Genomic DNA, 25,412 nt, shown 5'->3' on the forward strand with positions numbered 1-25,412 from the left:
ATGTGCGGCATTAACGGAATTTTACATTTAGACTACAAACCGGTTGACCAAAATCAATTGGTAAAAATGCGAGATATCTTAGAGCATCGTGGTCCGGATGACAAAGGTATTTATCTCAACAACAATGTTGGTCTTGGTCACAGAAGACTTTCCATCATTGATACTTCAGCAGCCGGTCACCAACCGTTTACCTCAGATAGTGGCAGATACATCATCGTTTTTAATGGTGAAATCTACAATTACCAATCCTTTTATCCCGAATTAAAAAGCAAAGGAATCGCTTTAAAATCAGGTTCTGACACCGAAGTTTTACTGCACCTTTATGAGTTGTATGGTATGAAAATGCTGCATCGCTTGAATGGTATGTTCGCCTTTGCCATTTGGGACACTTTAGAGAAAAAGTTAACGCTTTGTCGCGACAGAATGGGTGTAAAACCTTTGTATTACGCTATTCACAAAAACTCATTCTATTTTGCCTCCGAACAGAAAGCTCTTTTTACCGCCGGAGTCCCATTAGAAATTTCAGAAAACGGCCTGGAAGAATATTTTTTTAACCGTTTTGTTGCCGGTGAAAATACATTGTACAACCATGTAAAAAAATTGCTTCCCGGACATTATATGGTAATGGAGGAAAACGGCAAAAGTGTAACAACAAGATGGTGGCATTTAAAAGAGCAAATCCAAAACCACATCCCAATCATCAACCCCAAAAAATGGTTTGAAGAAACTTTCTTTGATTCGGTGAAATTGCGAATGGTGAGTGATGTTCCCGTTGGGGTTTTACTTAGTGGCGGATTAGATTCTTGTTCAATTTTATCGGCATTATACCATCAAAATTTTAAAAACATTGAGGCATTCAATATCAGTTTCTCGGAAGCTGAACACAATGAGTTTCATTTGGCCAAAAAAATTACAGAAGAATACAATTACTTCTTAAACCACACCCAGCTGGAGAATGAAAATTTGTACCAAAATTTATTTGAGACCACTTATTTCCAAGACGAACCTATAATGCACCTTAACGAGCCGCATTTATTGGCTATTGCCAAATTAGCTAAACCAAAAGTAAAAGTATTACTTTCGGGCGAAGGTGCCGATGAATTGATGGGCGGTTATGTACGTTATAAAGCCTTGAAAAATCCTTCTTTACTCAAAGTTATTTCGCAAATTTCTAAGTTTGAAACCTTTAATAAAAGACCTCGTTACGATAAATTATTTCGTTATTCCAAAATCAACAACGAGGCTGATTTAGTGATATTCAATGGTTCCAATGTATATCCGAATGACATTAATTTGTTTTACGGCAATAAAAAGAAACCCGAAAATGCTTATCGCCACCAAGTCTTAAGTGAAGCAAAAGAATTATACCCCAAAGATTTGCAACGTCAGGCATTGTATTTTGATCAACACACCTATTTGTGTTCGTTATTAGACCGAAACGACCGTTGTACCATGGGAAGTTCCATCGAATGTCGTGAGCCGTTTTTGGACCAAAGATTAGTAGCCGGTTTAGGAACCTTAGACAGTAAATGGATGTTTACCGGCAAAAAAGGAAAGTTTATTCTCAAGACCACGATGGAAGACAAATTACCTAAAGAAATTATCGATTTCAGAAAGATTGGTTTGAGCGCACCATGGGGAAAATACTTGACGGATTACCCTATTTTCAAGGAAGAACTCAACAGTTTTGCTAAAAGCGAAATGTTTGACTTGCCATTTATGCAAAATCTTGATGGCTCCAAAATGGTGAAAGAAATTCAAAAAGGAAACACCAAAATTATTCCTTACATCATGCCGCTTTTCATGTTCCATGTTTGGCAAAAAAACTACCAAAAGAAATTCGTTTAAATGATGGATTGTTTACTTTTGTAAACTAGTAAGCCTAATTAAATGATGCCAATCCAGACCAATTTCTCCCTGAAAAAATACAATACTTTCGGCATTGAAGCCAAAGCCCAACAATTTATTGCCGTTCATTCGGTTGAAGAATTAAAAACCGTTTTACAGGAAAACGCCAACGAGAAAAAATTCATACTCGGCGGCGGAAGTAATATGTTGTTAACGCAAGATATTCATGCTTTAGTGATTCATATTGATTTAAAAGGAAAACGAATCTTAAAAGAAGATGACGATTTCGTTTGGGTAGAAAGTATGGCCGGCGAAAACTGGCACGAATTCGTATTGTGGACGATTGATCAAAACTTCGGCGGATTAGAGAATATGTCACTGATTCCGGGGAATGTGGGCACAACTCCGGTACAAAACATTGGCGCTTATGGCACTGAAATTAAAGATACTTTTGTGTCTTGTGAAGCGGTAAATATTGCCACGCAAGACCTTAAAACTTTCACTAAAGAAGCATGTAATTTTGGTTATAGAGAAAGCGTTTTTAAACACGAAGCCAAAGACCAATTCGTCATTACTTCAGTTGTTTTTAAACTGACCAAGCGAAACCATAAAATCAATACGTCTTACGGCGATATAACTAAGGAATTGGAAAAACAAAACGTAGTTGTACCAACCTTGAAAGATGTCTCCAATGCCGTAATTGCCATTCGTCAAAGCAAATTGCCGGATCCGAAAGAATTGGGCAACAGCGGGAGTTTTTTCAAAAATCCGATTATTTCAAAAGCAGCTTATGAAAAAGCAAAGGATTTGCATCCCGAAATGCCGCATTATGTGATTTCGGAAACCGAAGTTAAAGTGCCTGCCGGTTGGCTGATTGAACGTGCCGGATTTAAAGGAAAACGCTTTGGGGATGCCGGAATCCATAAGAATCAAGCTTTGGTTTTGGTGAACTATGGCAATGCAACGGGTCAAGAAATTCTGGCGGTTTCCAAAGACATACAAGCCACTATTTTAAAAGAATTCGGCATCGCGATTGAAGCCGAAGTAAATGTGATTTAGTTATCAGTGTTCAGTCACAATTTCCAGAAATCGTAATTCATAATTCGTAATTCATAATTTAAATGTACATCCCCGACTTATATAAAAACGAAAACCAAGAAGACATTCAAAACTTCCTTCATCAGAACGGCTTTGCGATTTTGGTCAACCAAACTAATGGAAAATTATGGGCAACGCACACGCCACTGATTTTGGAAACCAATGCTGAAGGAAAACAAATTTTAGTCGGGCATATTTCTAAAGCCAATCCACAAGCGGAAAGTTTTAAAAATAATGATGAAGTTTTAGCTATTTTTTCGGGTGCCCATACTTATATTTCTTCTTCTTGGTATGACCATGAAAATGTACCAACGTGGAATTATCTCGCCGTACATGTTTACGGAAAAGTAAAGGTTTACAACCACGAACAAGCTGTAGATTTCCTTAAAAAGTTGGTCGATAAATACGAAGCCAAATCCGAGAAACCCATTCGCGTTGAAAACCTATCCGAAAAAACCATGCGAGAAGCTCGAGGCATTATTGCTTTTGAAATCGAAATCACAAGCATCGAAGCCCAAAAGAAATTATCACAAAACCGCGACGATAAAAACTACCAAAACATCATCACCGAGCTCGAAAAAACCAATGACAATCAAGCCATTGCCATTGCCAATGAAATGAAAAAGAACCGATAGGAATTTGTTAAAAATCCCTTGATTATTGCGGTTAGAATAACTACATTTGCACACCTTTTTAAAGTCAAAAAAAGCCTATGTTATTAGCTCTATTCTGTCTATTCATCGCCGTTGTAGTGGTTCAATTCTTATATTATGTTGTAGTATTTGGCAAATTTTCTTTTGCTAAACCACAAACCGCAACCCCGAAAAGAGTTCCGATTTCAGTGATTGTTTGTGCCAAAAATGAAGAAGAAAACGTGCAGCAATTTGTCCCGCTTTTGGCAGAACAAAATTACCATACTTTCGAAATCGTTTTGATTGACGATGCCTCGAGCGACAATACCTTAGAGATTTTTGAAGCATTTGAAAAACAATATGCCAATGTAAAATTGGTCAAAGTAGAAAACAACGAAGCGTTTTGGGGCAATAAAAAATTCGCCTTAACCCTTGGCATCAAAGCCGCTAAATACGAATACTTACTTTTTACTGACGCCGATTGTTACCCAACTTCCAAAGATTGGATTACAAGCATGAGTTCGCAATTTACCGCTCAAAAGAATATTGTTTTGGGTTATGGTGCGTATGAAAAAATAGCCAATTCCTTTCTAAATAAAATCATCCGTTTTGAGACTTTACTCACGGCAACCCAATATTTTTCTTGGGCCAAAATCGGAAAACCTTACATGGGTGTTGGTCGAAATATGGCCTACAAACGCGAAGAGTTTTTTAAAGTTCGTGGCTTTATGGATCATATGAAAATCCGTTCCGGTGATGACGATTTGTTTATCAATCAGGCGGCAACCAAAGAGAATACTGCCATTTGTTATCTTCCGGACAGCTTTACTTATTCGGAACCGAAAACTTCCTTTAAAGAATGGTTTACCCAAAAACGCCGCCATGTATCCACTGCGAAACACTATAAAATGTTTGACCGCAATCAATTGAGCGTTTTTTATGCTTCACAATTGTTGTTTTTGTTGTTGCCAATAGTATTGTTGGTTTTTCAATTTCAATGGATTGCTGTAGTAAGTATTATCGGTTTCCGCTATTTATTTGCCTGGTTAGCGATGGGATTTGCCGCCGGTAAATTAAAAGAAAAAGATGTGATGTATTGGTTTCCGATTATAGAAATTGTTCTCATTTTCACTCAATTGAATGTGTTTATTACCAATACATTCTCAAAACCGGTTCATTGGAAATAAACAAATACATAGAGATGGCAAAAAAAGGTGACCAAGTTGCCTTTACTTATTTGCTCGACCATTATTGGAACGAAGTGTATGGATTTATGCTGAAACGCACGGAAAACGAAACCGATTCGGAAGACATTACCATAGAAACTTTCTCAAAAGCTTTTGACAAAATTGCGACCTACAATCCTGAATTCCAATTCAACACTTGGTTGATTGCCATTGCTAAAAATGTACACATTGATATGCTTCGCAAAAAGCGATCGACTGTTTTTGTAGAAATCACTGATGAAGAAGACCAACAAGCTTACAACGTTGCCGACAGTTCTCCTTCGGCAGAAGACGAATTGATTACCGAACAAAACCTGTCCCGCCTACTTCAATTCATCAAAGAATTAAAACCACATTACCAAGAAGTAATTCAACTGCGTTATTTTCAAGAGATGAGTTATCAGGAAATTGCCGAACAACTCAACGAACCTTTGAGTAATGTTAAAATCAAATTGCTTCGCGCCAAAAAACTATTGGCAGCAATCATCGAAAGCAAAAGATAATCCCTTTATTTATCATTTTTAGTTAAGTCTTCCCAACCTTTTAGGGAAATGCAACCTCTTTATAATAAATAGTTAACATTATTTATACTAATTTGACCTATCCTGCGTTATACCATTAAACACCTTGCTTATGTAGTATAAATACTTAACTCTAAAACCATATTATTATGTCAAACGTTAGTATTTATGAAAAAAACTGGATCGATCTGGTTTTTGAAGGCAAAAACAAAGCCTATGGCGCTTACCAATTGCGTCAAGAAAATTCCAAAACTTCATTAATTGCATTTTTAAGTGGCATCACCTTTTTTTTAGGAGTCATTGGTGGTGGATTATTCTTAACTTCTTTTGATGATGCACCAATTGACGGACCTATAATTGAAATTGAAGACAACCAAATCACACCTGTTGATCTATCTTCAAAACCGAAAATTAAAGAACCGGAAATTAAACCCTTAAATCAACAGCCGCCAAGTAATGTTGAACCAACTAATCTTTCCAATATGGTTGTCGCCGAAACGCAGCAGTCACAGGTAGTACCAACAAACAATGAAGTTAAAAATGTACCACCGGCAAGCGAAGGAACTGTTGGCGGTACCGGTCTACCAAATCCGGAAAATAACGGTGGAAGTATTGGCACAACTGTCCTTCCGGGCAATGATGGAAATGCAATTGAAACTACTAACAATTTAGACAAACTTCCTTTATATCCGGGCGGAATGAAAAAATTCTACGAATATGTGGTCAATAACTTTAGCCGACCTGAAATTGAAGAAGACGGAGAAGTGACCTTGAGTGTAATTATGTCATTTGTAATAGAAAAAGACGGGTCGCTAACCGATATCAAAGCAGTTCGAAGTACAGACTACAAACTGGAGAGAGAAGCCATTCGACTTTTAAAAGCTTCAAAAGTAAAATGGTCTCCGGGTTTCAAAGACGGAAAACCTGTTAGAACCTTATTTATGTTACCTATAAAAGTTAAAATTTAATTCCTTAAAACCGCCTCCAATCCGAGGCGGTTTTTTGTTAACAAAAGGTGGAAAGATTAACACCATTTTAGACATTTTGGGTTTTAATTTCAATTAAATATTGGTATTATTGCAATTATGAAGTTTACCCTAATATCCTTTTTTCTAACCAGCTTATTTTATTTTTCAGGTCCGACGATCGGGATACACTATTCGCATTCGGAAAAAAATGAAAATTCGGATAGTACTTTGTTAACCATTCCGCTTAAGATTAAGTTTAATGATGTTTCAGAAAAATATATTTCTGAAAAAAAGTTTAAAATTGATTCGTTTTACAACAAGTTTATCAATTCGCCTTACTATAGCGGAAGTTTTATTGTAGCCAAAAATGGTCGCATCATTTATGAGCATTACCAAGGTTTGGCTAACACCAAAACCGGTAGAAAAATAGATGCCAATACATCGATTCACTTGGCATCCGTAAGTAAAGTATTGACCGCAACAGCCATCTTAAAACTGGTTCAGGAAGACAACCTATTACTCGATCAAAAAGTAACCGATTGGATTCCGAAATTCCCTTATAAAAACGTAACCATCCGAACATTATTAAATCACCGAAGCGGTTTACCACACTATTCCAACTTTCCGGGTATTATGAAAAAAGCTTGGAACAGAAAAAAAGTACTGACCAATAAGGATGTATTGGATTTGATGATAAAACAAAAGTTTAAACCCATTTTTGCCAACAATGCCCGTTTTGATTATTGCAACACAAATTATGTGATTTTGGCCCTAATTATCGAAAGAGCTACCGGTCAAAACTATCGTGATGCTATGCAAACCTTGATTTTCAAACCCCTTGGGATGAAAAATACTTTTGTGTTTAATTATGAAACCGATAGAGATACCGTTTGTAAATCCTATAGAGCCAGTACTATTTTTCCTTGGGACCAATATGACAATTTGTATGGAGACAAAAATATATATTCTACGCCAAGAGATTTAGTAAAATTTGATTTAGCTACTTATTCTCCTGATTTTATCAAACCGGAATTATTGCAGGAAGCTTATTATGGTTATAGTGCCGTAAATGTAGCCAAACCTATAAAAGATTATGGTTTAGGAATGCGCATGCGTTATTTGGCCAACGGGGAAAAGCTTGTCTATCACAACGGTTGGTGGCATGGCAATAACACTTCATTTGTTCCGGTCAAAAAGGATACTATGACCGTTATTTGTTTGGGCAATAAATATTCGAACAGACCTTATGCCACTTTGAATATGGTCAGCAGTTTATTTGCCAAAAAAACAGAAGAAATTCCGTTGCCGGCTGAACTGGAAATCAAAGAATAAAATTTAGATTTTTATTTCGTCAACCAAATAGATACCATCTTCTTTAATTTCGATGCGTTTTTCTTTATAGAGTGCACCAATGGCTTTCTTAAACGTCTTTTTACTCATCTTTAAGACGGTTTTAATGTCTTCCGGATGGCTGTTGTCGGTTAATCTTAAAAAGCCTCGACTCGCTCTTAATTCGAATAGAATTTTCTCGGCATTGGGTTCAACATTACTGTAACCGAATTTGTTTAAAGTTACATCAATCTTGTTGTCAGGTCTAATATTTTTAATGTAACCTGTTAATCTATCTCCTAATCGGATGTCTTCATACACCTGGTCTTTGTACAATAATCCTTTGTGAATATCGTTGATAATAACATTGATTCCGAGTTCTGTAATATGAGAAATGATTAAATCTACCTCATCGCCAACAGCAACCGTCAAATTTTCATTGCTTAAAAACTGATTGGTCTTACTGGAAGCCATTATTCTATTGGTTTTTTCATCGATAAAGGCAAATACCAAATAGCGTTTTCCTTTTTCCATCGGACGGGCTTGTTCTTTGAAAGGAACGAACAAATCTTTCTCTAAACCCCAATCGAGAAAAGCACCAAATTGGTTCACATAATTCACTCGCAGCAAGCCAAACTCATCCATTAAAATATAAGGCTCCAATGTAGTAGCTACCGGTCTTTCTTCATGGTCAAGATAAACAAACACTATGATTTCATCACCAATAGCATAGTCTTTCGGCACATATTTTACCGGAAGCAACACATCGGCTGTTCCATCGGTTAAAAAAAGTCCCACTTTGGTTTCTCTTGCTATGGTAAGTGTATTGTAATGCCCTATTTTCATTTTGACTGCTTGTAATTTAGACTACAAAGATAGGGAAATTAGAAACTTGAATTTGTATTATAAAAAATGTAGTTTTACTAAGTGTAACAAAATAAACGCTTACACTACTAACGGACTATGAGTGACCACTTAGAACAATCATTTGTAAAGCAGCTAAAGGAAAACCAGAACATCATCCACAAGATATGTCGGTTGTATACCAATGGTGATGATGCGCACAACGATTTGTTTCAAGAAATTACCATTCAGCTTTGGAAAGCCTTCCCGAAATTTAGAGGCGATTCTAAATTCTCCACATGGGCTTATCGTGTAGCCTTGAATACCGCTATAACACTCTACCGAAAAAATACCAGAACGGTTTCAACGGTTACTTACGAAGGACAAAAACATTTCTTAAGCCAAGAAGATTACAACTTTGAAGAGGAAGAACAAATCAAATTGATGTACCAAGCGGTGCAACAGTTGAATGATATTGAAAAGGCTTTGGTGTTTTTATATCTCGAAGATAAAGATTACACCGAAATATCGGAAACATTGGGAATTAGCGAAGTCAATGCCCGAGTAAAAATGAACAGAATAAAAGGAAAATTAAAAAAAATATTAAATCCCTAAGGATTATGGATGAGTTGGATTTATTAAAAAAAGCCTGGAAAAAGGACACCCATTCCTTCGAACAGGTCACTGAAACCGATATTTACAAAATGCTGCATAGGAAATCATCTTCTATTGTTAAATGGATATTGGTGATAAGCATATTGGAGTTTGCCGTTTGGGCTGCCGTCAGTATTTTATTCAATACAGACGACGCGATAAAAAGTTTACACGCAGAAAGTTTTTCATTTTACTTAAAAATACTGACTTATGTTAATTATGCCGTTGTAGTTTATTTTATCTATGCCTTTTACCAAAACTATGCTAAAATTTCTACGATTACTTCCACCAAGCAATTAATGCAGGATATTTTACGGGCAAGAAAAACAGTGCAATACTATGTTTGGTACAACTTAATTATGATATTAATCAGTACCATCCTCGGCTTTGTTATGGCGTTCATTTACAATCCTAAAATGAGTGCCCTAAAAGATAAAATTGCTCACGAAGACAGTTATATAACCCTTTCTAAAACCATTTGTGTTATTGTGATTACTTGCTTGTTAACAGTGGGTGTTTTTTGGTTATTCTATCGCTTATTATATGGCATTTTATTGCGAAAATTACAAGGCAATTATAAAGAACTTAAAAAAATCGATTTGTAAGATGAAAAAAGCAACCATACTCCTGCTGGCCTTATTAACCGGGATGGCCAATGCACAAACGAATGAAAATTCTCTATTGTGGAAAATTTCCGGAAACGGACTTACTAAACCTTCTTATTTATTCGGAACCATTCATATTACTTGCGATGCTTCTTTATCGGATAAAGTAAAAAAAGCCATGGACACTACAGAACAACTGTGTTTAGAACTGGACATGGATGATCCTAACATGCAGAACGAAATGATCAGTAAAATGATGATGAAAGATGGCGTAACGATGAAATCATTGGCCTCAACAGAAGACTTCAAAATCGTTGACGAATTTCTAAAAGCACAATTGGGCTATCCTGCAGAAGTACTCAATAGTTTTAAGCCATTTATGATTTCAGCCATGTTGTACCCAAAAATGCTGGCTTGTGAAATGCAATCTGTCGAGGCAGAACTAATGAAAATTAGCCAAGCCCAAAACGAAGAAGTCATCGGATTAGAATCGATAGCAGAACAAATGGAAGTATTTGACAAAATCTCATACCAAGACCAAATGGACGAATTGGTCAAAACCGCCAAGAGTAATTTGAAAAGAGATACTGAAGAAATGACTGAAATGTTGGCACTATACAAATCTGAAAATATAGAAGCTATGTTTGACTTTACAGCAAAGTCTGAAAATGTAATGACTTCTAAATATTCAGATGTAATGTTAAGCAATCGAAACAATAACTGGATAAGCCGAATAGATAAAATTGCCAAAAGCAAATCGACTTTCTTTGGCGTTGGTGCTGCACATCTTGGTGGCGAACAAGGCGTGATTGTCTTGCTTAGAAAAGCAGGTTTTAAAGTAGAAGCCGTGAATTAGTTTTAGGGATAAGGGATAAGTTAAAAGGGATAAGTTAGTAATAGCTTATCCCTTTTAACTATAGAATAAACCACAACCATTATTCACGAACAAGATTTTCAAAAAATAATTTCTTGTTCGGATTTCCGAACATTTTTTTTAAATTTTTTTTTCTGTTCAGATTTACGAACAAGATTATCAAAAAAATATTTTCTGTTCGAGATTGAAACTATGGCGCTATCAAAAAGCAAGACAAAAAGTATTTTTTGCTACCAAACAGTTGGGGATTGAAAGGGAATATTTATATTTGAGGTATAAGCATACTACTACACCCTAAAACGGAATAACAGGTATGATTTTATCATATCTATAAACTAGTTAGCAAACATATTTATGACATCACGAAACATATTCATTTTAACATTCACGTTTTTCATTTCGCTTTGCTATGGTCAAATGCGAGAACGATTACATATGAATGATTTAAAAAGGCAGAAATTAAATGGAAACGTAAAGGATTTAAAGCATATTGAATATGAAGCTAGGTATAACACAAAAGACACGACTTATGCACTTGTAATTTCAGATTTCCTAAGTATGAAGAATAATATCTCCACATATAACAAATCAGGATATTTGGAAAAGAAAACTGAGTTAAGTTTCGATTTAAAAGATTCCATATCAATTTCTGCCGTATGGACTTATGAGTATGATAAAGACAATAGAATAATAAGAGAGTATAGAGATTCAAAAAAATATGGTGATACTTCTTCATGGAACTATAAATACATCAACAAAAATGCAACCCTAATAAAGTATTATCATAAAACATACAACGTATTGTATTACAAATATTCTCAAGAAAAGGATGTTGAATTATTGACAACTGCAAATTCAGACAGCTCATATCAAAGAAAAATGAAATTTATTTATGATAAAAAAAACAGGTTAGTCCATTATGAAAATTATGAAAACACTGATTCTATAATTAATTTACGAGATTTAAAATATAGTGACGAATCTAGAAATTATACTGAAGAATTCAACGAAGACAGAAAGTATAAATATAAAATCAAAAAGTTTTTGGATTATGATGTTAATGGAAATGTGATAAAGATATTTGATGAAACCAAAAAGTTGACAGGTTGGTTTGAATATGTCTACGATAGTAGAAAAAACTGGATTGAACAAAAGTGTTTTAATTCAAGTGGAAGACTATATAATGTTATCAAAAGAGATATAACATATCACTAAAAATACGTTTGCTAACAGCCGTTTGGTAGCATGGCTGGTTTTGCATTTCTTAGCCGGAAAGTACTAAGTTCAAAATTTGATTATATTTAAAATTAATTATTTAAAAAGTCTCCACTACTACCAAGCGGCAGCACGTTAGCAGCAATACTTTCTTAACGAGACGATTTAAACCAAACGAGACGATTTGAAATAATTTTTATAAAATGATTATAACCGAAATATTAGAAATTCTAAAAGCTAACGACGATGGTACACTTTTAAATAGTCTATATGATGAATTTAGAGACGGAAGAAATCGCAATGACATTTTAACTTTACTAAATTCAGGTGATGAGATGATTGGTTATGGCTGCGATATATCATGTGAAATCAAAATTAAAGATGCAGAAGTTCAGAAAACCATAATGAACAGATTAGAAGAGATTTTAGCTTATAATAAAGATTCATACAATAGAGAAAGAGCATTTGACGCCTTATATGGTTTTTATATGGACAATAATGATACTAACGGATTGACTTTACTTTGCGAAAAATTAGTGCATGATGAAATCCCAGGAATCAAAGATTATGCTTTAGAATTTATTGCTAAAAACAAAGGATGATAAAAGTACTGCTGCTAACAGCAGTTTGCAACAACTACATTACTCAACAAAAAAATCCCCTCATTACAAGGGGATTTTTTTATTCTTCACTAAAATCTTCTTTATCCACTTGCCATTTTCGGAGTTTGTTTAAACGCTCTTGTTCTGCAATTTCCTCGGCAGGAATTACTTTTAAGAAGGAAGCATGTTGTTCAATGGCATATTCTACCTTTTCTACAATTTGCTCTATGGTTTCGTTGTCATAATCAATCTCCAAAGGTTCTTTAATGATGAAGGATTGCAAGATGTTTTTCTTTTTGACTCTTAATCCTTTTTTATCAAACGCTCGTCGGAAACCATCTATTACAATAGGTACAACGATAGGTTTGTGTTGCTTGATTATATGAGCGGTTCCTTTTCTAACCGGTTTAAAAGACTTTGTCGTTCCTTGTGGGAAAGTAATGACCCAGCCGTCTTCCAGCGCTATCCGAATGTTTTCAGTGTCATTTGGATTGATTTCGCGTTTTTCGGTTACATCTTTTCCTCCGGAGCGCCATGTTCGTTCTACAGTGATCGCACCAACATAAGCTAAAATCCTGGGTAACAAACCGGCTTTCATCGTTTCACTAGCGGCTACGTAATAGATATTCATTTTAGGTTGCCACAAATACCCCACATTTTTAATATTGTCAACACGCCCCGAAAGACTGGCATTGAACACGTGAAACATGGCTACAACATCGGCAAAATAAGTTTGGTGATTAGAGATAAAAAGAACGTTTTTATCGGGTAAGTTTTTAATGATTTCCGAACCTTCTATGTGAAGTTCGTTAAATCCACGATACCTGCGGTGAGTCAAGACTCCAAAGATGCGAATTAACCATTTTTTGATAAAGAGTATATGACCAAAAGGATTTCGTTTCAATAATCCCATAATTTGTTTTTTTAGGAACGCAAATCTACAAAAACTAAAACTTATAAAACCAATTTCAAAGTATCTTTCAATTCGCTCAACATCATGGCGGTGGCACCCCAAACAAAATGCTCGTTTACCTGAAATCCGGGTACTTCAATAGTGCCTGCGTAAGAGGTTTTCATAGTGTTATTGACAATAATTTCATCATTCATAAAATCGGCAAATGGGAATTCAACCAACCCGGCGACTTCGTCTTCTTGCAAAACAAACTCCAATTCACTATTGCTATAACCTAAATACGGATACACCATAAAATTACTCGGCGGAATATACACTTCGGTAAAAGCGCGAATCACGTTGACATGATTAGGATGAATACCGATTTCCTCATGGGTTTCTCTTAGCGCTGTTTGACTTAAATCAGTATCATATTCTTCAACTTTTCCTCCGGGAAAAGCAATTTGTGAAGAATGTACACCGTTATAACTGGTACGCAGAATTAGTGCCAAATGAGTTTGCGAAGCTTTTGGGTAAAAAAGCATCATAACCGCTGCCTGTTTTGGGGTTACTTTACTAAAATCGATGGCTTTGATTAAGTCTAATCGGTTGGCCGGTGCCATTTTTGCATGGGATTGCGTTGCCGGTAGCTCGACATTTTGTATTTTTGGCGTGTATTTTAAAAACTCCTCGAAGTGCATTATCCCTGGTTTTAGAAATATAAAGTTACCTTAAAAAAATAACGCAAACCAACTTTTACAGCAATAAAATGTACAGCAAAGAAGAAGCCCAACGCATCAAAAAAGAATTTTGGACCGCATTTGCCGAAGCTTATCCCAGGAAATGGTTGTTGTATGATACTAAAATTAAAGATGTTACCTTCAAATTCTACATCGATAACAAAAAGGCGCAAGTGCTTTTAGACATTGAGCCCAAAGACGAAGAAAAACGCAAAATATATTTTGAAAAAATAGAGTCACTCAAAACTATTTTGGAAGAAGAATACCTTCCGGAAGCCATTTTGGAACGCAATTTTTATTTAGAAAGCGGTAAAGTAATTAGTCGGATTTGGGTAGAAAAATTGGGCGTAAGCCTAAACAACAAAAGTTATTGGCCCGAGATTTTTGATTTCTTTAGTGATACGATGACACAGTTTGAAGTTTTTTTCTACGAATATGAAGACTATATTAAAGATTTGGAAACCAATACTTAACGAAGGATTATATCTTTAACTACTTCTTTCCGCAATTCTTCGTTTATCATAGTGATAATTTTTTGCTTTCCGTAACTTAATTCTTCCCTCAAAACGGCAGAAGTCAGCGAAACATATAAAGTGGAACCTTTTAAAACCACTTCTTTCGTATAACTGTTGACCCCATTGCCCATCAACGATTTCCAAGCTTCCTGCACGTCAATTTTGTCCATGCCGTTTTGGAGTTTGTTGGTTTCAATAAACGCTTTTAAAACGTCACCTATCGAGCTTTCGTTGCTGAGTCTTTTGGCCATTATTTTAAAGAAAAAGGTTTGAACTTTTTATAAGTATAAACTAGGTTTTGTTTATTTTTGAGTACCAAAGTTGAGTCTTCAATAGTAATGATTTCTTCGTTCCATTTCCCATAATCGGTTTTACACTCTATAAAATAGGAATTGTCTACTGTAAAGATTTTAAGCCTTTCTTTGATACCATTAGTTTTAAAAGTGCCGTCAAATTGTGGCATTACCTTTTGGCGGAAGCCGGCATTGTCTTTTACTTCAAAAAAATCAATGGTTTCATTGACTTTGTAATCTTTGGTTTCACCGTCGGCCAAAGTCACTTGCTTTATTTCCCAATAACCATTTAGCTTACTTAAATCTTCTTTCTTTACATTTGTTTGGCAAGAAATTACTAAAAAAGTGAGGAAAAGTGTCGTGATTTTTTTCATAGTGATAAGATGCTATTTACTCTATTACAAATTTAAATTTTTAAGTTTACAAAGCGATTGAAATTAAAATTAATATTATCAACATTAAACTATTTATTACTTTTAAAGTCCTATGACAAATCTCAAAAATATGAAAAAGATATACCTACTAGTTTTCGTGTCGTTTTTTATGGTGAATTGTAGTTCTGATTCTTCTGATGGCGAACCTATTGCAGAACAAATGTATTTTCCACCAAGTGATGGCAGTAATACATGGGAAACCAAATCTATAGCTGATTTGGGATGGAATCAAAATGCAGTTCAACCTTTATTAGACTATTTGGAACTGAAAAACACCAAATCGTTTATCATTTTGGTCAACGGTCGAATGGTGATGGAAAACTATTTCAATGGTCATTCAGCCACTACTCCATGGTATTGGGCAAGTGCCGGAAAAACTTTGACTTCAACAGTTACCGGAATTGCTCAAGATGAAGGATTAATCAACATCAACAATAAAGTTTCGGATTATTTAGGAACCGGTTGGACGAGTGCGCCATTGGCTAAGGAAAACCTAATTATTTGTAAAAACTTACTGTCGATGAATTCAGGATTGAATGATGCTTTAGGTGATGATGTTTCTCCTGCGAATCTGCAATATGTGGCCGATGCCGGAACTCGTTGGGCCTATCATAATGTATATGTAAAATTACAAGATGTTGTAGCACAAGCTAGTGGACAAACTTGGACTAATTACTTCAATACAAAATTAAGAGATAAATTAGGAATGACCGGTGGTGCTTGGATTGATAACGGTGATGGATTGAGTGTTTATTGGAGTACCAGCAGAAATATGGCACGTTTTGGGTTAATGGCTTTGAACAGAGGTAAGTGGGATGGGACAACAGTAGTTAGCGAAAACTTCTTCAATCAAGCTTCTACAACTTCTCAACCTATTAATGAGGCCTATGGTTATTTGTGGTGGTTGAATGGTAAATCGACTTACCGATTACCCGGACTTCAGTTTGAATTCAACGGCACTTTAATGTCGAATGCGCCAAGCGATATGTATGCAGCTTTGGGCAAAAATGACCAAAAAATTTATGTGGTACCCAGTATGAAAATGGTCATTATTAGGATGGGAGACGTTGCCAACCCTGACAATCCCACCTTTGCTTTATCAGGATTTGATAATGATTTATGGGATAAAATCAATGATTTATACGAATAATTTATTTTCTGTTTAACAGGCGAATAGTGCCATACACAAATAAAAGGAAAGCGATTAAGCGCAATCCCATGAAAACATTGGGTAATGGTTTTTCAATAAAATAACTTAGTGCCGCAATACCAATACTGATGGCGATTAATTTTATGGGGGCTGTTTCTTTAAAGAAAGATAAAACTTTATTCATATTTATTATTTAAAAAACGAATCTACGAATTCAAATTTATTAAAAACTTGCAAATCTTCAATACCTTCACCTACGCCAATGTATTTTACCGGAATTTGAAACTGATCTGAAATTCCTATAACTACGCCACCTTTGGCTGTTCCGTCTAATTTGGTTACGGCTAAACAAGATACTTCAGTTGCCGCTGTAAACTGTTTGGCTTGCTCAAAAGCGTTTTGACCGGTAGAACCATCCAATACTAATAAAACGTCGTGTGGCGCATCGTCTACGACTTTTTGCATCACGCGTTTTACTTTGGTTAATTCGGCCATCAAATTCACTTTATTATGCAAACGACCGGCGGTATCAATGATTACAACATCCGCATTTTGGGTTACGGCACTTTGTAAAGTATCAAAAGCTACCGAAGCAGGATCACTTCCCATTTGCTGTTTTACTAAAGGAACGCCTACTCTATCGGCCCAAATTTGCAATTGGTCAATCGCTGCCGCACGGAAAGTATCGGCTGCACCAAGAACTACTTTGTAACCGGCTTTGTTGAATTGGTGCGCTAATTTTCCAATGGTGGTGGTTTTGCCAACGCCATTTACGCCAACAACCATTAAAACATACGGTTTTTTATTGGCCGGAATCGTAAACTCAGTTTCTTCACCGGATTTGGTTTCCGATAAAAGTGCGGCTATTTCTTCGCGCAAGATTTGATTCAATTCGTCTGTTCCAAGATATTTGTCTTTGGAAACTCTTTCTTCAATTCTTTCGATAATTTTTAAAGTAGTATTTACACCAACATCAGAAGAGACCAATACTTCTTCTAAATTATCTAAAACCTCATCATCTACTTTAGATTTTCCGGCAACGGCTTTGGTTAATTTAGAAAAAAATGATGTTTTGGTTTGCTCTAGACCTTTATCTAAAGTCTCTTTTTTTTCTGAGGAAAATATTCTTTTGAAAAAACTCATTGGAAACGGATTGAAAATTCGAATTTGTTTGACACCCGAGCGAAAGCGAACTGGCGAAGCAAATATAAAAATAAAAAAGCTACTTCCGAATGAAAGTAGCTCTGATATATTGAGTTTGTTAGATTATTTCTTGTTAAGGAAACTATCAACTTCTTCCGGTGTCATAATGCTTTCTTGGAAAGTATATGCACCTGTTTTAGGAGATTTAACCATTTTGATAGCTTTGGTTAATCTTTTAGAAGATGTTTGTAACGTTGCAACGGTTTTCTTTGCCATGACTTATATTGTTTATTATGAAATTTTACTATTTAAAATCTCTAAATTATTTAATCTCTTTGTGAACAGTCATTCTCTTTAAGATTGGATTAAATTTTTTAATCTCTAATCTGTCCGGAGTGTTTTTTTTGTTTTTGTTGGTGATGTAACGAGAAGTTCCAGGTAAACCTGTTCCTTTGTGCTCAGTACACTCTAAAATAACTTGTATTCTATTACCTTTCTTTGCCATCTTACTTTATTTTTATTGGGATAGAATTATTTAATAAATCCTTCAACTTTTGCTTTTTTCAAAACAGCAGCCAATCCATTTTTATTGATTGTTTTAATTGTAGACGCAGCTACTCTCAACGTAATCCATCTGTCTTCTTCCGCAAGATAGAAACGTTTTTTAACTAAGTTAACAGAAAATTTTCTCTTAGTTTTGTTCATAGCGTGAGAAACGTTATTTCCTACCATCGCTCTTTTACCTGTAAGGTCACAAACTCTTGACATTATGCTTTTCTTTTATCGTTATTCAAAATCAGGGTGCAAACTTACGCAAAATAAATCATTGAAACAAAATAATTACTACAGATTTTTTAAAATTTCTTTCTGCACTATTTCCAGTGCTTTATTTGCCGTTCTATCTATCACTTTTTCACGAGGTTGACCAAAATTAAACTCAGCAACTAATACTTCATTTGGCGTAGCCAAAGCAATAAAAACAACTCCTACTTCGGCTTTTCCGGGTTCAGAAGTTGGTCCGGCATTGCCTGTTGTGGCCAACGCATAATCGGTTTTCATCATTTTTTGAATACTCGTCGCCATCGCCGAAGCGACTTCTGCGCTAACCACATCGTATTGATTAATCAACTCAGCATCAATACCCAAAACGTTTATTTTGGTTTCTTTGGAATAACTGACCACACTTCCGAGAAAGTAATGTGAAGCTCCGGGAACAGAAGACAACATTTGCGCTATTTTCCCACCGGTACAACTTTCGGCTGTGGCAATGGTTTTGCCTTGCTGGGTAAGCAATCTGCCAATGATTACTTCTATCGTTTCGTCTTCATCAAAGCCAACGATAATATCGCTGATGAGTTTAGTTAATGACGCTACATTTTCGGCTATCTTTTTTTCTAATATTTCTTTGTCTGAACCACGTGCTGTGAGGCGCAACCTGACTTTTCCCGGACTTGGCAAATACGCTAATTTGATGAACTCGGGCAAGTTGTTTTCCCAGCTTTCAATTTTTTCTGCGATTCTGCTTTCGCCTTCTCCATAAGTCATGATGGTTTTGTGGATAATGTAGGGTCGTTTGTATTCTTTAACCACTTTCGGAACAATTTCGAAATCGACCAAATACTTCATTTCATATGGTACTCCGGGCAACGATATGTAAACGGTATTTCCTTTTTTCATCCACATTCCGGGCGCAGTTCCCATCTTATTGAAAAGCACTTCACATTTGGAAGGCACTAAAGCTTGGTCTCGATTTAACTGAGTAATCGGTCGTTTGTAAAAGCCTTCTATAATTTCAGTAACATGGGCCAAAACTGCTTTGTCTTCAACTAAAGTATCTTCAAAATACTCGCAAAAAGTATGCTTGGTGATATCGTCTTTGGTTGGTCCTAAACCGCCGGTTATGATTACCAAGTCGACTTTATCTTGTAAAGCTGCAAAAGTGTCTAAAATGTGCTGTTTATCATCGGATATGGATAGCATTTCTTGGGTTTGTACCCCAATTTTATCCAATGCTTTGGCGATGTAACCCGAATTGGTATCGACAATTTGGCCGATGAGGATCTCGTCGCCGATGGTGACAATGGTTGCTTTCATTTTAAAGGCGCTAAGGTTTTGAGACGCTAAGGTATTGAGGTTTATGTTTAGTTTACAAAGAAACAAACCGATTACTAATTAGCCCCGGTTGGAGTGTAAATCCTCGAAGAGATTGAAACGGAAAACGGGAACTGCCATAACTGATAGTTCCCCAACCATTCGCTTCTGATTTTTATACTTCGAAATCCTTCTTAATTTCTTTGATTGCTTTGTCCACTTGACTTTGAATGCTTTCGAAAGTGTCGTTGATTTCTTTGCGTTTGCCTTCTCTTTTGGTCCAAGCTTCTACTTGGAGGATTTCTTCAAAGGCGACAGACATTCCCAATAAATCAAGCGTTGGTTTTATCTTGTGCGCATAGGCGTAAGCCAATTTATGGTCTTTTTCTTTGATGCCCAATTCAATTTGTTTCATGTCTTCGGGTACTTCGGTGACGAACAAAGTGATGATTTGCATAACGAATTCGGGATCGTTGTCTGAAAGTGCGTAAACTTTCGCTAGGTTGTAGTTTATAGCCATTATTTTATATGTAATCTTAGTAGTTTTTTATCTTCTATGAATCCTTCAAGGATGTCGTTTGGTGCCACTTTGGCCACTCCTTCGGGAGTTCCTGTAAATATAATATCTCCTTTTTTCAGGGTGAAATACTGTGAAATGTGAGCAATAATTTCATCGATTTTCCACAACATGTGGCTTGTATTTCCTTTTTGAACGGTTTTTCCGTTGTTAGTTAACTCAAAAGTAATATTTTCCACCGAAATAAAATTATTTTTCGGCAGAAAGGCACCAATCATCGCTGAACCGTCAAATCCTTTTGCCTTTTCCCAAGGTAAACCCTTATCTTTCAACTTGTTCTGAACATCTCGCGCCGTAAAATCAATCCCTAGCCCTATCTCATCATAATACTTGTGAGCGAACTTAGCGTCAATGTATTTACCGACTTTATTGATTTTGACCAAAATCTCCACTTCATGATGAATTTCATTACTGAAATCAGGTATTACAAAAGGGGATTTATTGGGGATAACCGCTGTATCCGGTTTTAAAAAAATCACCGGTTCATCGGGACGCTCGTTATTGAGCTCCGCAATGTGGTTGACATAATTTCTTCCGATACAGATTATTTTCATCTCTAAAAGTAACTGAGTAGCTAAGCAACTGAGTGGCTGAGCTTATTTATTTTGTGTTTAATTTTCTTAATTTGATTCCGGTCAATACTTTCTTAGTGTACAATGGAAATTCGGCATTTTGTATCCAACCGAAATAACCCGGTTCTTTGTCTAAAACCTCATCGACTAATGCGCCTTTGTGTTTACCAAACGTAAATATTTCTTGTCCTTCGGCATTCAACGCAATAAAGCCGGCAAAATCGACCGATTTTTTACGGGTTGTATATTCCGATAGCGTTTTCATATCGTTTTCTAAATCTTCGTAACGGTCTAATTGTGCTTTAAGAATTTCATAGGTTGCCATCGTGTCTGCTTCAGCACTGTGCGCATTTTCAAGGCTTCCGTTGCAATAAAATTTGTAAGCGGCGCTTAACGTTCTCTCTTCTTTTTTGTGAAAAATGGTTTGTACGTCGACTGACACTCGGTTTTTCATGTCAAAATCGACTTCGGCGCGTAATAGTTCTTCTGCCAACAATGGAATATCGAATCGATCCGAATTGAATCCGGCCAAATCGGCATCCTTAATCATGTTGTGAATTTGATTGGCCAATTCTTTAAAAGTGGGTTCATTAGCCACCTTTTCATTAGAAATACCGTGAATAGCCGTCGCTTGAAACGGAATTGGAATTGTTGGATTCACCAACCAGGTTTTGCTTTCTTTGTTTCCGTTGGGATAGACTTTGAAAATCGAAATTTCTACGATTCGGTCTTTGGCTACTTCAATTCCGGTAGTTTCTAAGTCGAAGAAGCAAATAGGTCTGTTGAGTTTTAATTCCATTGTCATTTTTTATTGCAGACAAATATAAAATATTGATGTTACCGTTTATCGATATTTTAATAAAGATTTATGATTTAGCCATAAAAAAACCCTTTCGAAAAGTAAAAGGGTTGATATATAATTATTTGAATAAAAAACTATTTCGGTGCCTCCAATTTATTAATCAGTAAATCCATCTTTTTATGCAAATCTTCAAAGAAATGATTGGGCGCTTTAATGATTATCTCGAAACCATCGTTTTTAATATCAACTTTTGAAGTAGCTTGAACACTCTTGCTTTGACTTTCTTCGAATAAATAATCGATGGAAATATCTAGCGCCTCGGCTAATCTTTTGATGTACTCGTGTTTTATACTTTTACCTTGTTCCCAATTGCCTATAGTCACTTGGCTGACTCCTACTGAATAAGCTAACGCTTCTTGTGATATCTTTTTTTGCTCTCTAAGGGTTCTGATTTTGGTTCCGGTGGTCATAGTAAAAAAGTTAGTGGTTAAAAGTGGTTGAGATGATGAGCGCCGTAAGACAACTACACTAATAACGAGATAATTATAGAATTATTGTATGATTGACTTTGTTATAGTAATAATAAAACTTTTAGAAATTATGGGTTCTCTTTTGGAGATTAGCAGTTTTCTTTTAGGAATCAACCAAGAATATTGACAACTTTACTTTACTAATTTCAAACTTAAAAACACTATGGAAAGCTTTACGTAATCTCTAAAACAACTTTATTATGAATGCAATTGTTAAGCGTAAAGCATCCGGAAAACTCAAAACTCTAGTGGCTGTTTTATTGGCATTGCCAATGACATCCAACGCTCAATCTGACGTTACGGCTTTAGTTAGAGGCGGCGAAATTTTAGTAGGTGGTTTGATAACCCTTTTTTCTTCTTCTAAGAAACACACCAACAGCTTGACTGTGGAAAGTGTTTGTATTAAAAACAAAATGACTGAAAAAATCACTATCGTCATCACGCGACAGACCGAAGATGGTGAAGAAATTAAGAAAGAATTGGTTATCCCAAAAGACAGCAAAGAATGCTTTTATGAGTTGCCCAAAGGTGTTTATACCTACGAAATCATTTTAGCTAGCGAAGAAGTATATAAGAAAGGGGAATACTTTTTTAAAGACAAAACTGTCATTACTTTGAAAGAGGAAGCCAAAGAAGAACCAAAAAATGAAGTAAAAGAAAAACCTATTGAAGAAACCAAAGAAGAAGAAACAAAAACCCCGACTGATTAGTCGGGGTTTTTCTATTTTTAATATTCTCTATTAGCATCAAAAGCTTCTAGATATTCGGCTACTCGTTTTACAAAACTTCCGCCAAGCGCGCCATCTACAACTCGGTGATCGTAACTGTGTGACAAGAACATTTTTTGTCTGATGCCGATAAAATCACCTTCCGGAGTTTCAATAACGGCAGGCACTTTTCTAATCGCGCCCAACGCTAAGATTCCTACTTGCGGTTGGTTGATAATTGGTGTTCCAAATACAGAACCAAAAGTTCCGACGTTCGTTACCGTATAAGTTCCGCCTTGTGTATCGTCCGGTTTTAGTTTCCCGGCTTTGGCTCGGTTTCCTAAATCGTTTACGGCTTTAGCCATACCAACTAAGTTCAACTGATCTGCATTTTTAATTACCGGAACAATTAAGTTTCCGTTTGGTAACGCAGCCGCCATTCCCAAATTGATATTTTTTCTTTTTATGATAAAATCTCCGTCTACGGAAATGTTCATGCCCGGGAAATCTTTCAACGCTTTCGCCACGGCTTCCATAAAGATTGGGGTGAAAGTTAACTTCTCACCTTCACGTTTTTCGAATGCATTTTTAACTCTGTCTCTCCATTTTACAATATTAGTCACATCGACTTCAATAAAAGATTGTACGTGCGCCGAGGTTTGCACCGAAGCGACCATATAACCTGAAATCAGCTTTCGCATTCTGTCCATTTCCACAATCTCGTCGCCACCGTTTACTGAAACCGGAGCTGTTTGAGTTGTCGGTTGTCGGTTGTCGGTTGTCGGTTGAACTGTTTGACTAGTGGCTAATGGCTTTTGCCTATTGCCTATATACTTTAAAATATCTTCTTTAGTCACGCGTCCGTCTTTTCCGGAACCTGCCATGTTTTCCAATTCAGTTAATGAAATGCCTTCCGCGGTAGCTATGTTTTTTACCAATGGCGAGAAGAATTTATCAGACGATTTGAAATCCGCCGGAGCGGCTATAGTTGTTGCAACTTCTATCGTTTTTTCAACTTCTGCAACCGGTGCAGCAACAGTCTCAGCTTTCGGTGCTTCAACGCTTCCGCTTTCGGTTTCAATAATAGCGATGGTTTGGCCCACTTTTACCACATCATTCACTTGGAATAAAATTTCGGCTAAAACACCTGATACTTCGCTTGGCACTTCACTATCTACTTTATCGGTAGCGATTTCCAAAACAGCTTCATCGGCGTCGATTTTTTCGCCTACGTTTTTTAACCAATTGGTAATCGTTGCTTCTGCAACACTTTCTCCCATTTTGGGCAATTTCAATTCAAACTTTGCCATATTGATAATCTAAAGTTGTATTTTGTTGTTTCGCTTGCAAAATTAATAAAAGAAAAAGCGATTTTCGTGTTTTTCTATAAATTAATTACTTCTCCTCTATCGTTACTACTGTTGCTTCCAATGATGAAATTACTTTCTACCGGTAACAATTTAAAAGTAAACGACTTGTTCTTGCTGTCCTCCAAAAAAGCAATGGCATTTTTAAAACCGGTATAATTGGTATCTAAAATGACCTCAGTATTCTTAGTCTTCGAAATCGTTTGCGAAATTACTATTTTCCCGTTTTCTAAAAGCGTTCTTTCGATACTTTTTTGCAATTTAAAAGCTAATTTTTCCTTTAACGCTTCATTATCAGAAACTAAAAGATAGTTTTCAGGCGTAAGTTTTGGTTGTGATTTTCCTTGAAACATTTTAACAAATGAAAAGAAGACGATACCAATTTTCATAATCAACGAAAAGAAAAAGGACACTTTAAAGTGCTTTTTATAAAAGAAATTCATGGCCTCTTGAAACCTTTTCATATAAGTTCCGTCACGGACAGTACTTTCTCCTTTGTAATGGATTACAGTTGTTTCATGGAAATAATAATTGGTTTTCCCCTTTTGTAAAGCCTTATAACTCAAGTCAATATCATCCGAATACATAAAACAGTTTTCGTCAAAACCTCCTAAATCATTATACAATTCGCGTTTCATCACCATAAAAGCACCTACGAGTATATCGACTTTCCCGCTTTGGTTTTCGGCTAAATGTTGGGCATAATATTGATTAAACCATGTTGACTTTGGAAAGATTTTATACAAACCAAATATCTTAGTAAAAGCAACCCAAGGCGTTGGAATGCCGCGTTTGCTTTCAGGTAGAAAGTTTCCGGTGCCATCTATTAGCTTGCAGCCGATTATACCGAGTTGCGAGTTGGGAGTTGCGAGTTGGGAGTTCAGTATTTTTTCAAACGTATCTTCCGCTACAACCGTATCCGGATTTAAGATGCAAATGTATTCGCCTTTGGCTTCTTTAACCGCAATGTTATTGCCTTTTGGGAAACCTGAATTTTCTTTGTTCTCGATGAGTTTGATATTCGGAAAACGCTGCTTCATCATGGCGCAACTATCATCGGAAGAGTTGTTGTCTATGACAATAATTTCGGCATCCAAGTTTTGAATGGCTTTTTGTACAGTCAAAACACACTGCTCTAAAAAGTAGCGCACATTATAATTAAGGATGATGACGGATAGTTGCAT

Annotated in this window: 32 protein-coding genes; 15 read left to right on the forward strand and 17 right to left on the reverse strand. The window is 36.0% G+C overall.

Annotated elements, in window-relative coordinates:
- From asnB to ICG50_RS06935, 7 genes are all read left to right on the forward strand, one after another.
- Window positions 1-1,848, forward strand: coding sequence for an asparagine synthase (glutamine-hydrolyzing) (gene asnB / locus ICG50_RS06905; RefSeq protein ID WP_187660176.1), 1,848 nt, complete (start codon window positions 1-3; stop codon window positions 1,846-1,848).
- A gap of 45 nt (window positions 1,849-1,893) precedes the next feature.
- Window positions 1,894-2,907, forward strand: coding sequence for a UDP-N-acetylmuramate dehydrogenase (murB, locus tag ICG50_RS06910; RefSeq protein WP_187660270.1), 1,014 nt, complete (start codon window positions 1,894-1,896; stop codon window positions 2,905-2,907).
- A gap of 62 nt (window positions 2,908-2,969) precedes the next feature.
- Window positions 2,970-3,581, forward strand: coding sequence for an FMN-binding negative transcriptional regulator (locus ICG50_RS06915; protein WP_187660177.1), 612 nt, complete (start codon window positions 2,970-2,972; stop codon window positions 3,579-3,581).
- A gap of 77 nt (window positions 3,582-3,658) precedes the next feature.
- The gene (locus ICG50_RS06920; RefSeq protein ID WP_187660178.1) at window positions 3,659-4,765 is read left to right on the forward strand and encodes a glycosyltransferase; all 1,107 of its coding nucleotides are present in this window, start codon (window positions 3,659-3,661) and stop codon (window positions 4,763-4,765) included.
- Entirely contained in the window at window positions 4,756-5,307 is a 552-nt protein-coding gene (locus ICG50_RS06925; protein ID WP_187660179.1) for an RNA polymerase sigma factor, read from the forward strand. Before ICG50_RS06920 ends, ICG50_RS06925 begins: the two co-directional genes overlap by 10 nt.
- Window positions 5,308-5,474: 167 nt before the next feature.
- Window positions 5,475-6,293 carry an energy transducer TonB gene (locus ICG50_RS06930; protein WP_187660180.1) on the forward strand — a complete coding sequence of 273 codons (819 nt, stop codon included), beginning with the start codon at window positions 5,475-5,477 and terminating at the stop codon, window positions 6,291-6,293.
- A gap of 117 nt (window positions 6,294-6,410) precedes the next feature.
- Window positions 6,411-7,625 (forward strand): serine hydrolase domain-containing protein, encoded by a 1,215-nt coding sequence (locus ICG50_RS06935; RefSeq protein ID WP_187660181.1) that lies wholly within the window; start codon window positions 6,411-6,413, stop codon window positions 7,623-7,625.
- A gap of 3 nt (window positions 7,626-7,628) precedes the next feature.
- Here the strand turns inward: ICG50_RS06935 and ICG50_RS06940 are convergent, their stop codons facing one another.
- Window positions 7,629-8,468, reverse strand: coding sequence for a CvfB family protein (locus ICG50_RS06940; protein WP_187660182.1), 840 nt, complete (start codon window positions 8,466-8,468; stop codon window positions 7,629-7,631).
- A 117-nt stretch (window positions 8,469-8,585) separates the two neighbouring features.
- On the opposite strand from ICG50_RS06940, the gene ICG50_RS06945 reads away from it, so the two are divergent.
- The 5 genes from ICG50_RS06945 (at window position 8,586) to ICG50_RS06965 (ending at window position 12,415) form a co-directional block, all read left to right on the forward strand.
- Window positions 8,586-9,080: an RNA polymerase sigma factor gene (locus ICG50_RS06945; protein WP_187660183.1), complete on the forward strand. Its 495-nt coding sequence runs from the start codon at window positions 8,586-8,588 to the stop codon at window positions 9,078-9,080.
- A gap of 5 nt (window positions 9,081-9,085) precedes the next feature.
- On the forward strand, window positions 9,086-9,724 hold the full coding sequence (locus ICG50_RS06950; protein ID WP_187660184.1) for a hypothetical protein: 639 nt from the start codon (window positions 9,086-9,088) through the stop codon (window positions 9,722-9,724).
- 1 nt (window position 9,725) lies between these two features.
- Window positions 9,726-10,580, forward strand: coding sequence for a TraB/GumN family protein (locus tag ICG50_RS06955; RefSeq protein ID WP_187660185.1), 855 nt, complete (start codon window positions 9,726-9,728; stop codon window positions 10,578-10,580).
- Window positions 10,581-11,033: 453 nt separating this feature from the next.
- Window positions 11,034-11,813 carry a hypothetical protein gene (locus ICG50_RS06960; protein WP_187660186.1) on the forward strand — a complete coding sequence of 260 codons (780 nt, stop codon included), beginning with the start codon at window positions 11,034-11,036 and terminating at the stop codon, window positions 11,811-11,813.
- Window positions 11,814-12,016: 203 nt separating this feature from the next.
- Window positions 12,017-12,415, forward strand: a complete 399-nt coding sequence (locus ICG50_RS06965; protein ID WP_187660187.1) for a hypothetical protein — start codon at window positions 12,017-12,019, stop codon at window positions 12,413-12,415.
- 79 nt (window positions 12,416-12,494) lie between these two features.
- On the opposite strand, the gene ICG50_RS06970 is transcribed toward ICG50_RS06965, so the two are convergent.
- Window positions 12,495-13,328 carry a lysophospholipid acyltransferase family protein gene (locus ICG50_RS06970; RefSeq protein WP_187660188.1) on the reverse strand — a complete coding sequence of 278 codons (834 nt, stop codon included), beginning with the start codon at window positions 13,326-13,328 and terminating at the stop codon, window positions 12,495-12,497.
- A gap of 41 nt (window positions 13,329-13,369) precedes the next feature.
- Window positions 13,370-14,008, reverse strand: coding sequence for an NUDIX hydrolase (locus tag ICG50_RS06975; protein ID WP_187660189.1), 639 nt, complete (start codon window positions 14,006-14,008; stop codon window positions 13,370-13,372).
- Window positions 14,009-14,076: 68 nt separating this feature from the next.
- Here ICG50_RS06975 and ICG50_RS06980 point away from each other — a divergent pair, with 68 nt between their 5' ends.
- Window positions 14,077-14,520, forward strand: coding sequence for a DUF4268 domain-containing protein (locus ICG50_RS06980; protein ID WP_187660190.1), 444 nt, complete (start codon window positions 14,077-14,079; stop codon window positions 14,518-14,520).
- Here the strand turns inward: ICG50_RS06980 and ICG50_RS06985 are convergent.
- Entirely contained in the window at window positions 14,517-14,813 is a 297-nt protein-coding gene (locus ICG50_RS06985; RefSeq protein ID WP_187660191.1) for a DciA family protein, read from the reverse strand. The genes ICG50_RS06980 and ICG50_RS06985 overlap by 4 nt on opposite strands.
- A complete protein-coding gene (locus tag ICG50_RS06990; protein WP_187660192.1) occupies window positions 14,813-15,229 on the reverse strand; it encodes a hypothetical protein in 417 nt (138 codons plus the stop codon). The genes ICG50_RS06985 and ICG50_RS06990 overlap by 1 nt, the downstream gene beginning before the upstream one ends.
- A gap of 130 nt (window positions 15,230-15,359) precedes the next feature.
- On the opposite strand from ICG50_RS06990, the gene ICG50_RS06995 reads away from it, so the two are divergent.
- Window positions 15,360-16,439 carry a serine hydrolase domain-containing protein gene (locus ICG50_RS06995; protein ID WP_187660193.1) on the forward strand — a complete coding sequence of 360 codons (1,080 nt, stop codon included), beginning with the start codon at window positions 15,360-15,362 and terminating at the stop codon, window positions 16,437-16,439.
- A 1-nt stretch (window position 16,440) separates the two neighbouring features.
- Here ICG50_RS06995 and ICG50_RS07000 read toward each other — a convergent pair whose 3' ends face one another.
- The 10 genes from ICG50_RS07000 to ICG50_RS07045 form a co-directional block, all read right to left on the reverse strand.
- Window positions 16,441-16,623, reverse strand: a complete 183-nt coding sequence (locus ICG50_RS07000) for a hypothetical protein (protein WP_187660194.1) — start codon at window positions 16,621-16,623, stop codon at window positions 16,441-16,443.
- A gap of 5 nt (window positions 16,624-16,628) precedes the next feature.
- Window positions 16,629-17,582, reverse strand: coding sequence for a signal recognition particle-docking protein FtsY (ftsY, locus tag ICG50_RS07005; protein WP_187660195.1), 954 nt, complete (start codon window positions 17,580-17,582; stop codon window positions 16,629-16,631).
- Window positions 17,583-17,705: 123 nt separating this feature from the next.
- Window positions 17,706-17,858 (reverse strand): DUF4295 domain-containing protein, encoded by a 153-nt coding sequence (locus ICG50_RS07010; protein ID WP_121313181.1) that lies wholly within the window; start codon window positions 17,856-17,858, stop codon window positions 17,706-17,708.
- A 46-nt stretch (window positions 17,859-17,904) separates the two neighbouring features.
- Window positions 17,905-18,087, reverse strand: a complete 183-nt coding sequence (gene rpmG, locus ICG50_RS07015; protein ID WP_035126304.1) for a 50S ribosomal protein L33 — start codon at window positions 18,085-18,087, stop codon at window positions 17,905-17,907.
- Window positions 18,088-18,113: 26 nt separating this feature from the next.
- On the reverse strand, window positions 18,114-18,350 hold the full coding sequence (gene rpmB, locus ICG50_RS07020; RefSeq protein ID WP_121313180.1) for a 50S ribosomal protein L28: 237 nt from the start codon (window positions 18,348-18,350) through the stop codon (window positions 18,114-18,116).
- A 75-nt stretch (window positions 18,351-18,425) separates the two neighbouring features.
- Window positions 18,426-19,676 carry a CinA family nicotinamide mononucleotide deamidase-related protein gene (locus ICG50_RS07025; protein WP_187660196.1) on the reverse strand — a complete coding sequence of 417 codons (1,251 nt, stop codon included), beginning with the start codon at window positions 19,674-19,676 and terminating at the stop codon, window positions 18,426-18,428.
- Between the two features lie 172 nt (window positions 19,677-19,848).
- Complete coding sequence (locus ICG50_RS07030) at window positions 19,849-20,193, reverse strand: Hpt domain-containing protein (protein ID WP_187660197.1); 345 nt, start codon at window positions 20,191-20,193, stop codon at window positions 19,849-19,851.
- On the reverse strand, window positions 20,193-20,804 hold the full coding sequence (locus ICG50_RS07035; protein WP_187660198.1) for a fumarylacetoacetate hydrolase family protein: 612 nt from the start codon (window positions 20,802-20,804) through the stop codon (window positions 20,193-20,195). The genes ICG50_RS07030 and ICG50_RS07035 overlap by 1 nt, the downstream gene beginning before the upstream one ends.
- Before the next feature lie 46 nt (window positions 20,805-20,850).
- On the reverse strand, window positions 20,851-21,621 hold the full coding sequence (locus tag ICG50_RS07040) for a 3'-5' exonuclease (RefSeq protein ID WP_187660199.1): 771 nt from the start codon (window positions 21,619-21,621) through the stop codon (window positions 20,851-20,853).
- 137 nt (window positions 21,622-21,758) lie between these two features.
- Window positions 21,759-22,094 (reverse strand): helix-turn-helix domain-containing protein, encoded by a 336-nt coding sequence (locus ICG50_RS07045; RefSeq protein ID WP_187660200.1) that lies wholly within the window; start codon window positions 22,092-22,094, stop codon window positions 21,759-21,761.
- Window positions 22,095-22,354: 260 nt separating this feature from the next.
- Between ICG50_RS07045 and ICG50_RS07050 the strand changes: the two genes are divergently transcribed.
- Window positions 22,355-22,864: a hypothetical protein gene (locus tag ICG50_RS07050; RefSeq protein WP_187660201.1), complete on the forward strand. Its 510-nt coding sequence runs from the start codon at window positions 22,355-22,357 to the stop codon at window positions 22,862-22,864.
- Between the two features lie 17 nt (window positions 22,865-22,881).
- On the opposite strand, the gene ICG50_RS07055 is transcribed toward ICG50_RS07050, so the two are convergent.
- Window positions 22,882-24,171 carry a dihydrolipoamide acetyltransferase family protein gene (locus ICG50_RS07055; RefSeq protein WP_187660202.1) on the reverse strand — a complete coding sequence of 430 codons (1,290 nt, stop codon included), beginning with the start codon at window positions 24,169-24,171 and terminating at the stop codon, window positions 22,882-22,884.
- A 74-nt stretch (window positions 24,172-24,245) separates the two neighbouring features.
- A complete protein-coding gene (locus ICG50_RS07060) occupies window positions 24,246-25,412 on the reverse strand; it encodes a glycosyltransferase family 2 protein (protein WP_187660203.1) in 1,167 nt (388 codons plus the stop codon).

Source organism: Flavobacterium buctense (genome assembly GCF_014486695.1).
GTDB classification, from domain to species: Bacteria; Bacteroidota; Bacteroidia; order Flavobacteriales; family Flavobacteriaceae; genus Flavobacterium; species Flavobacterium buctense.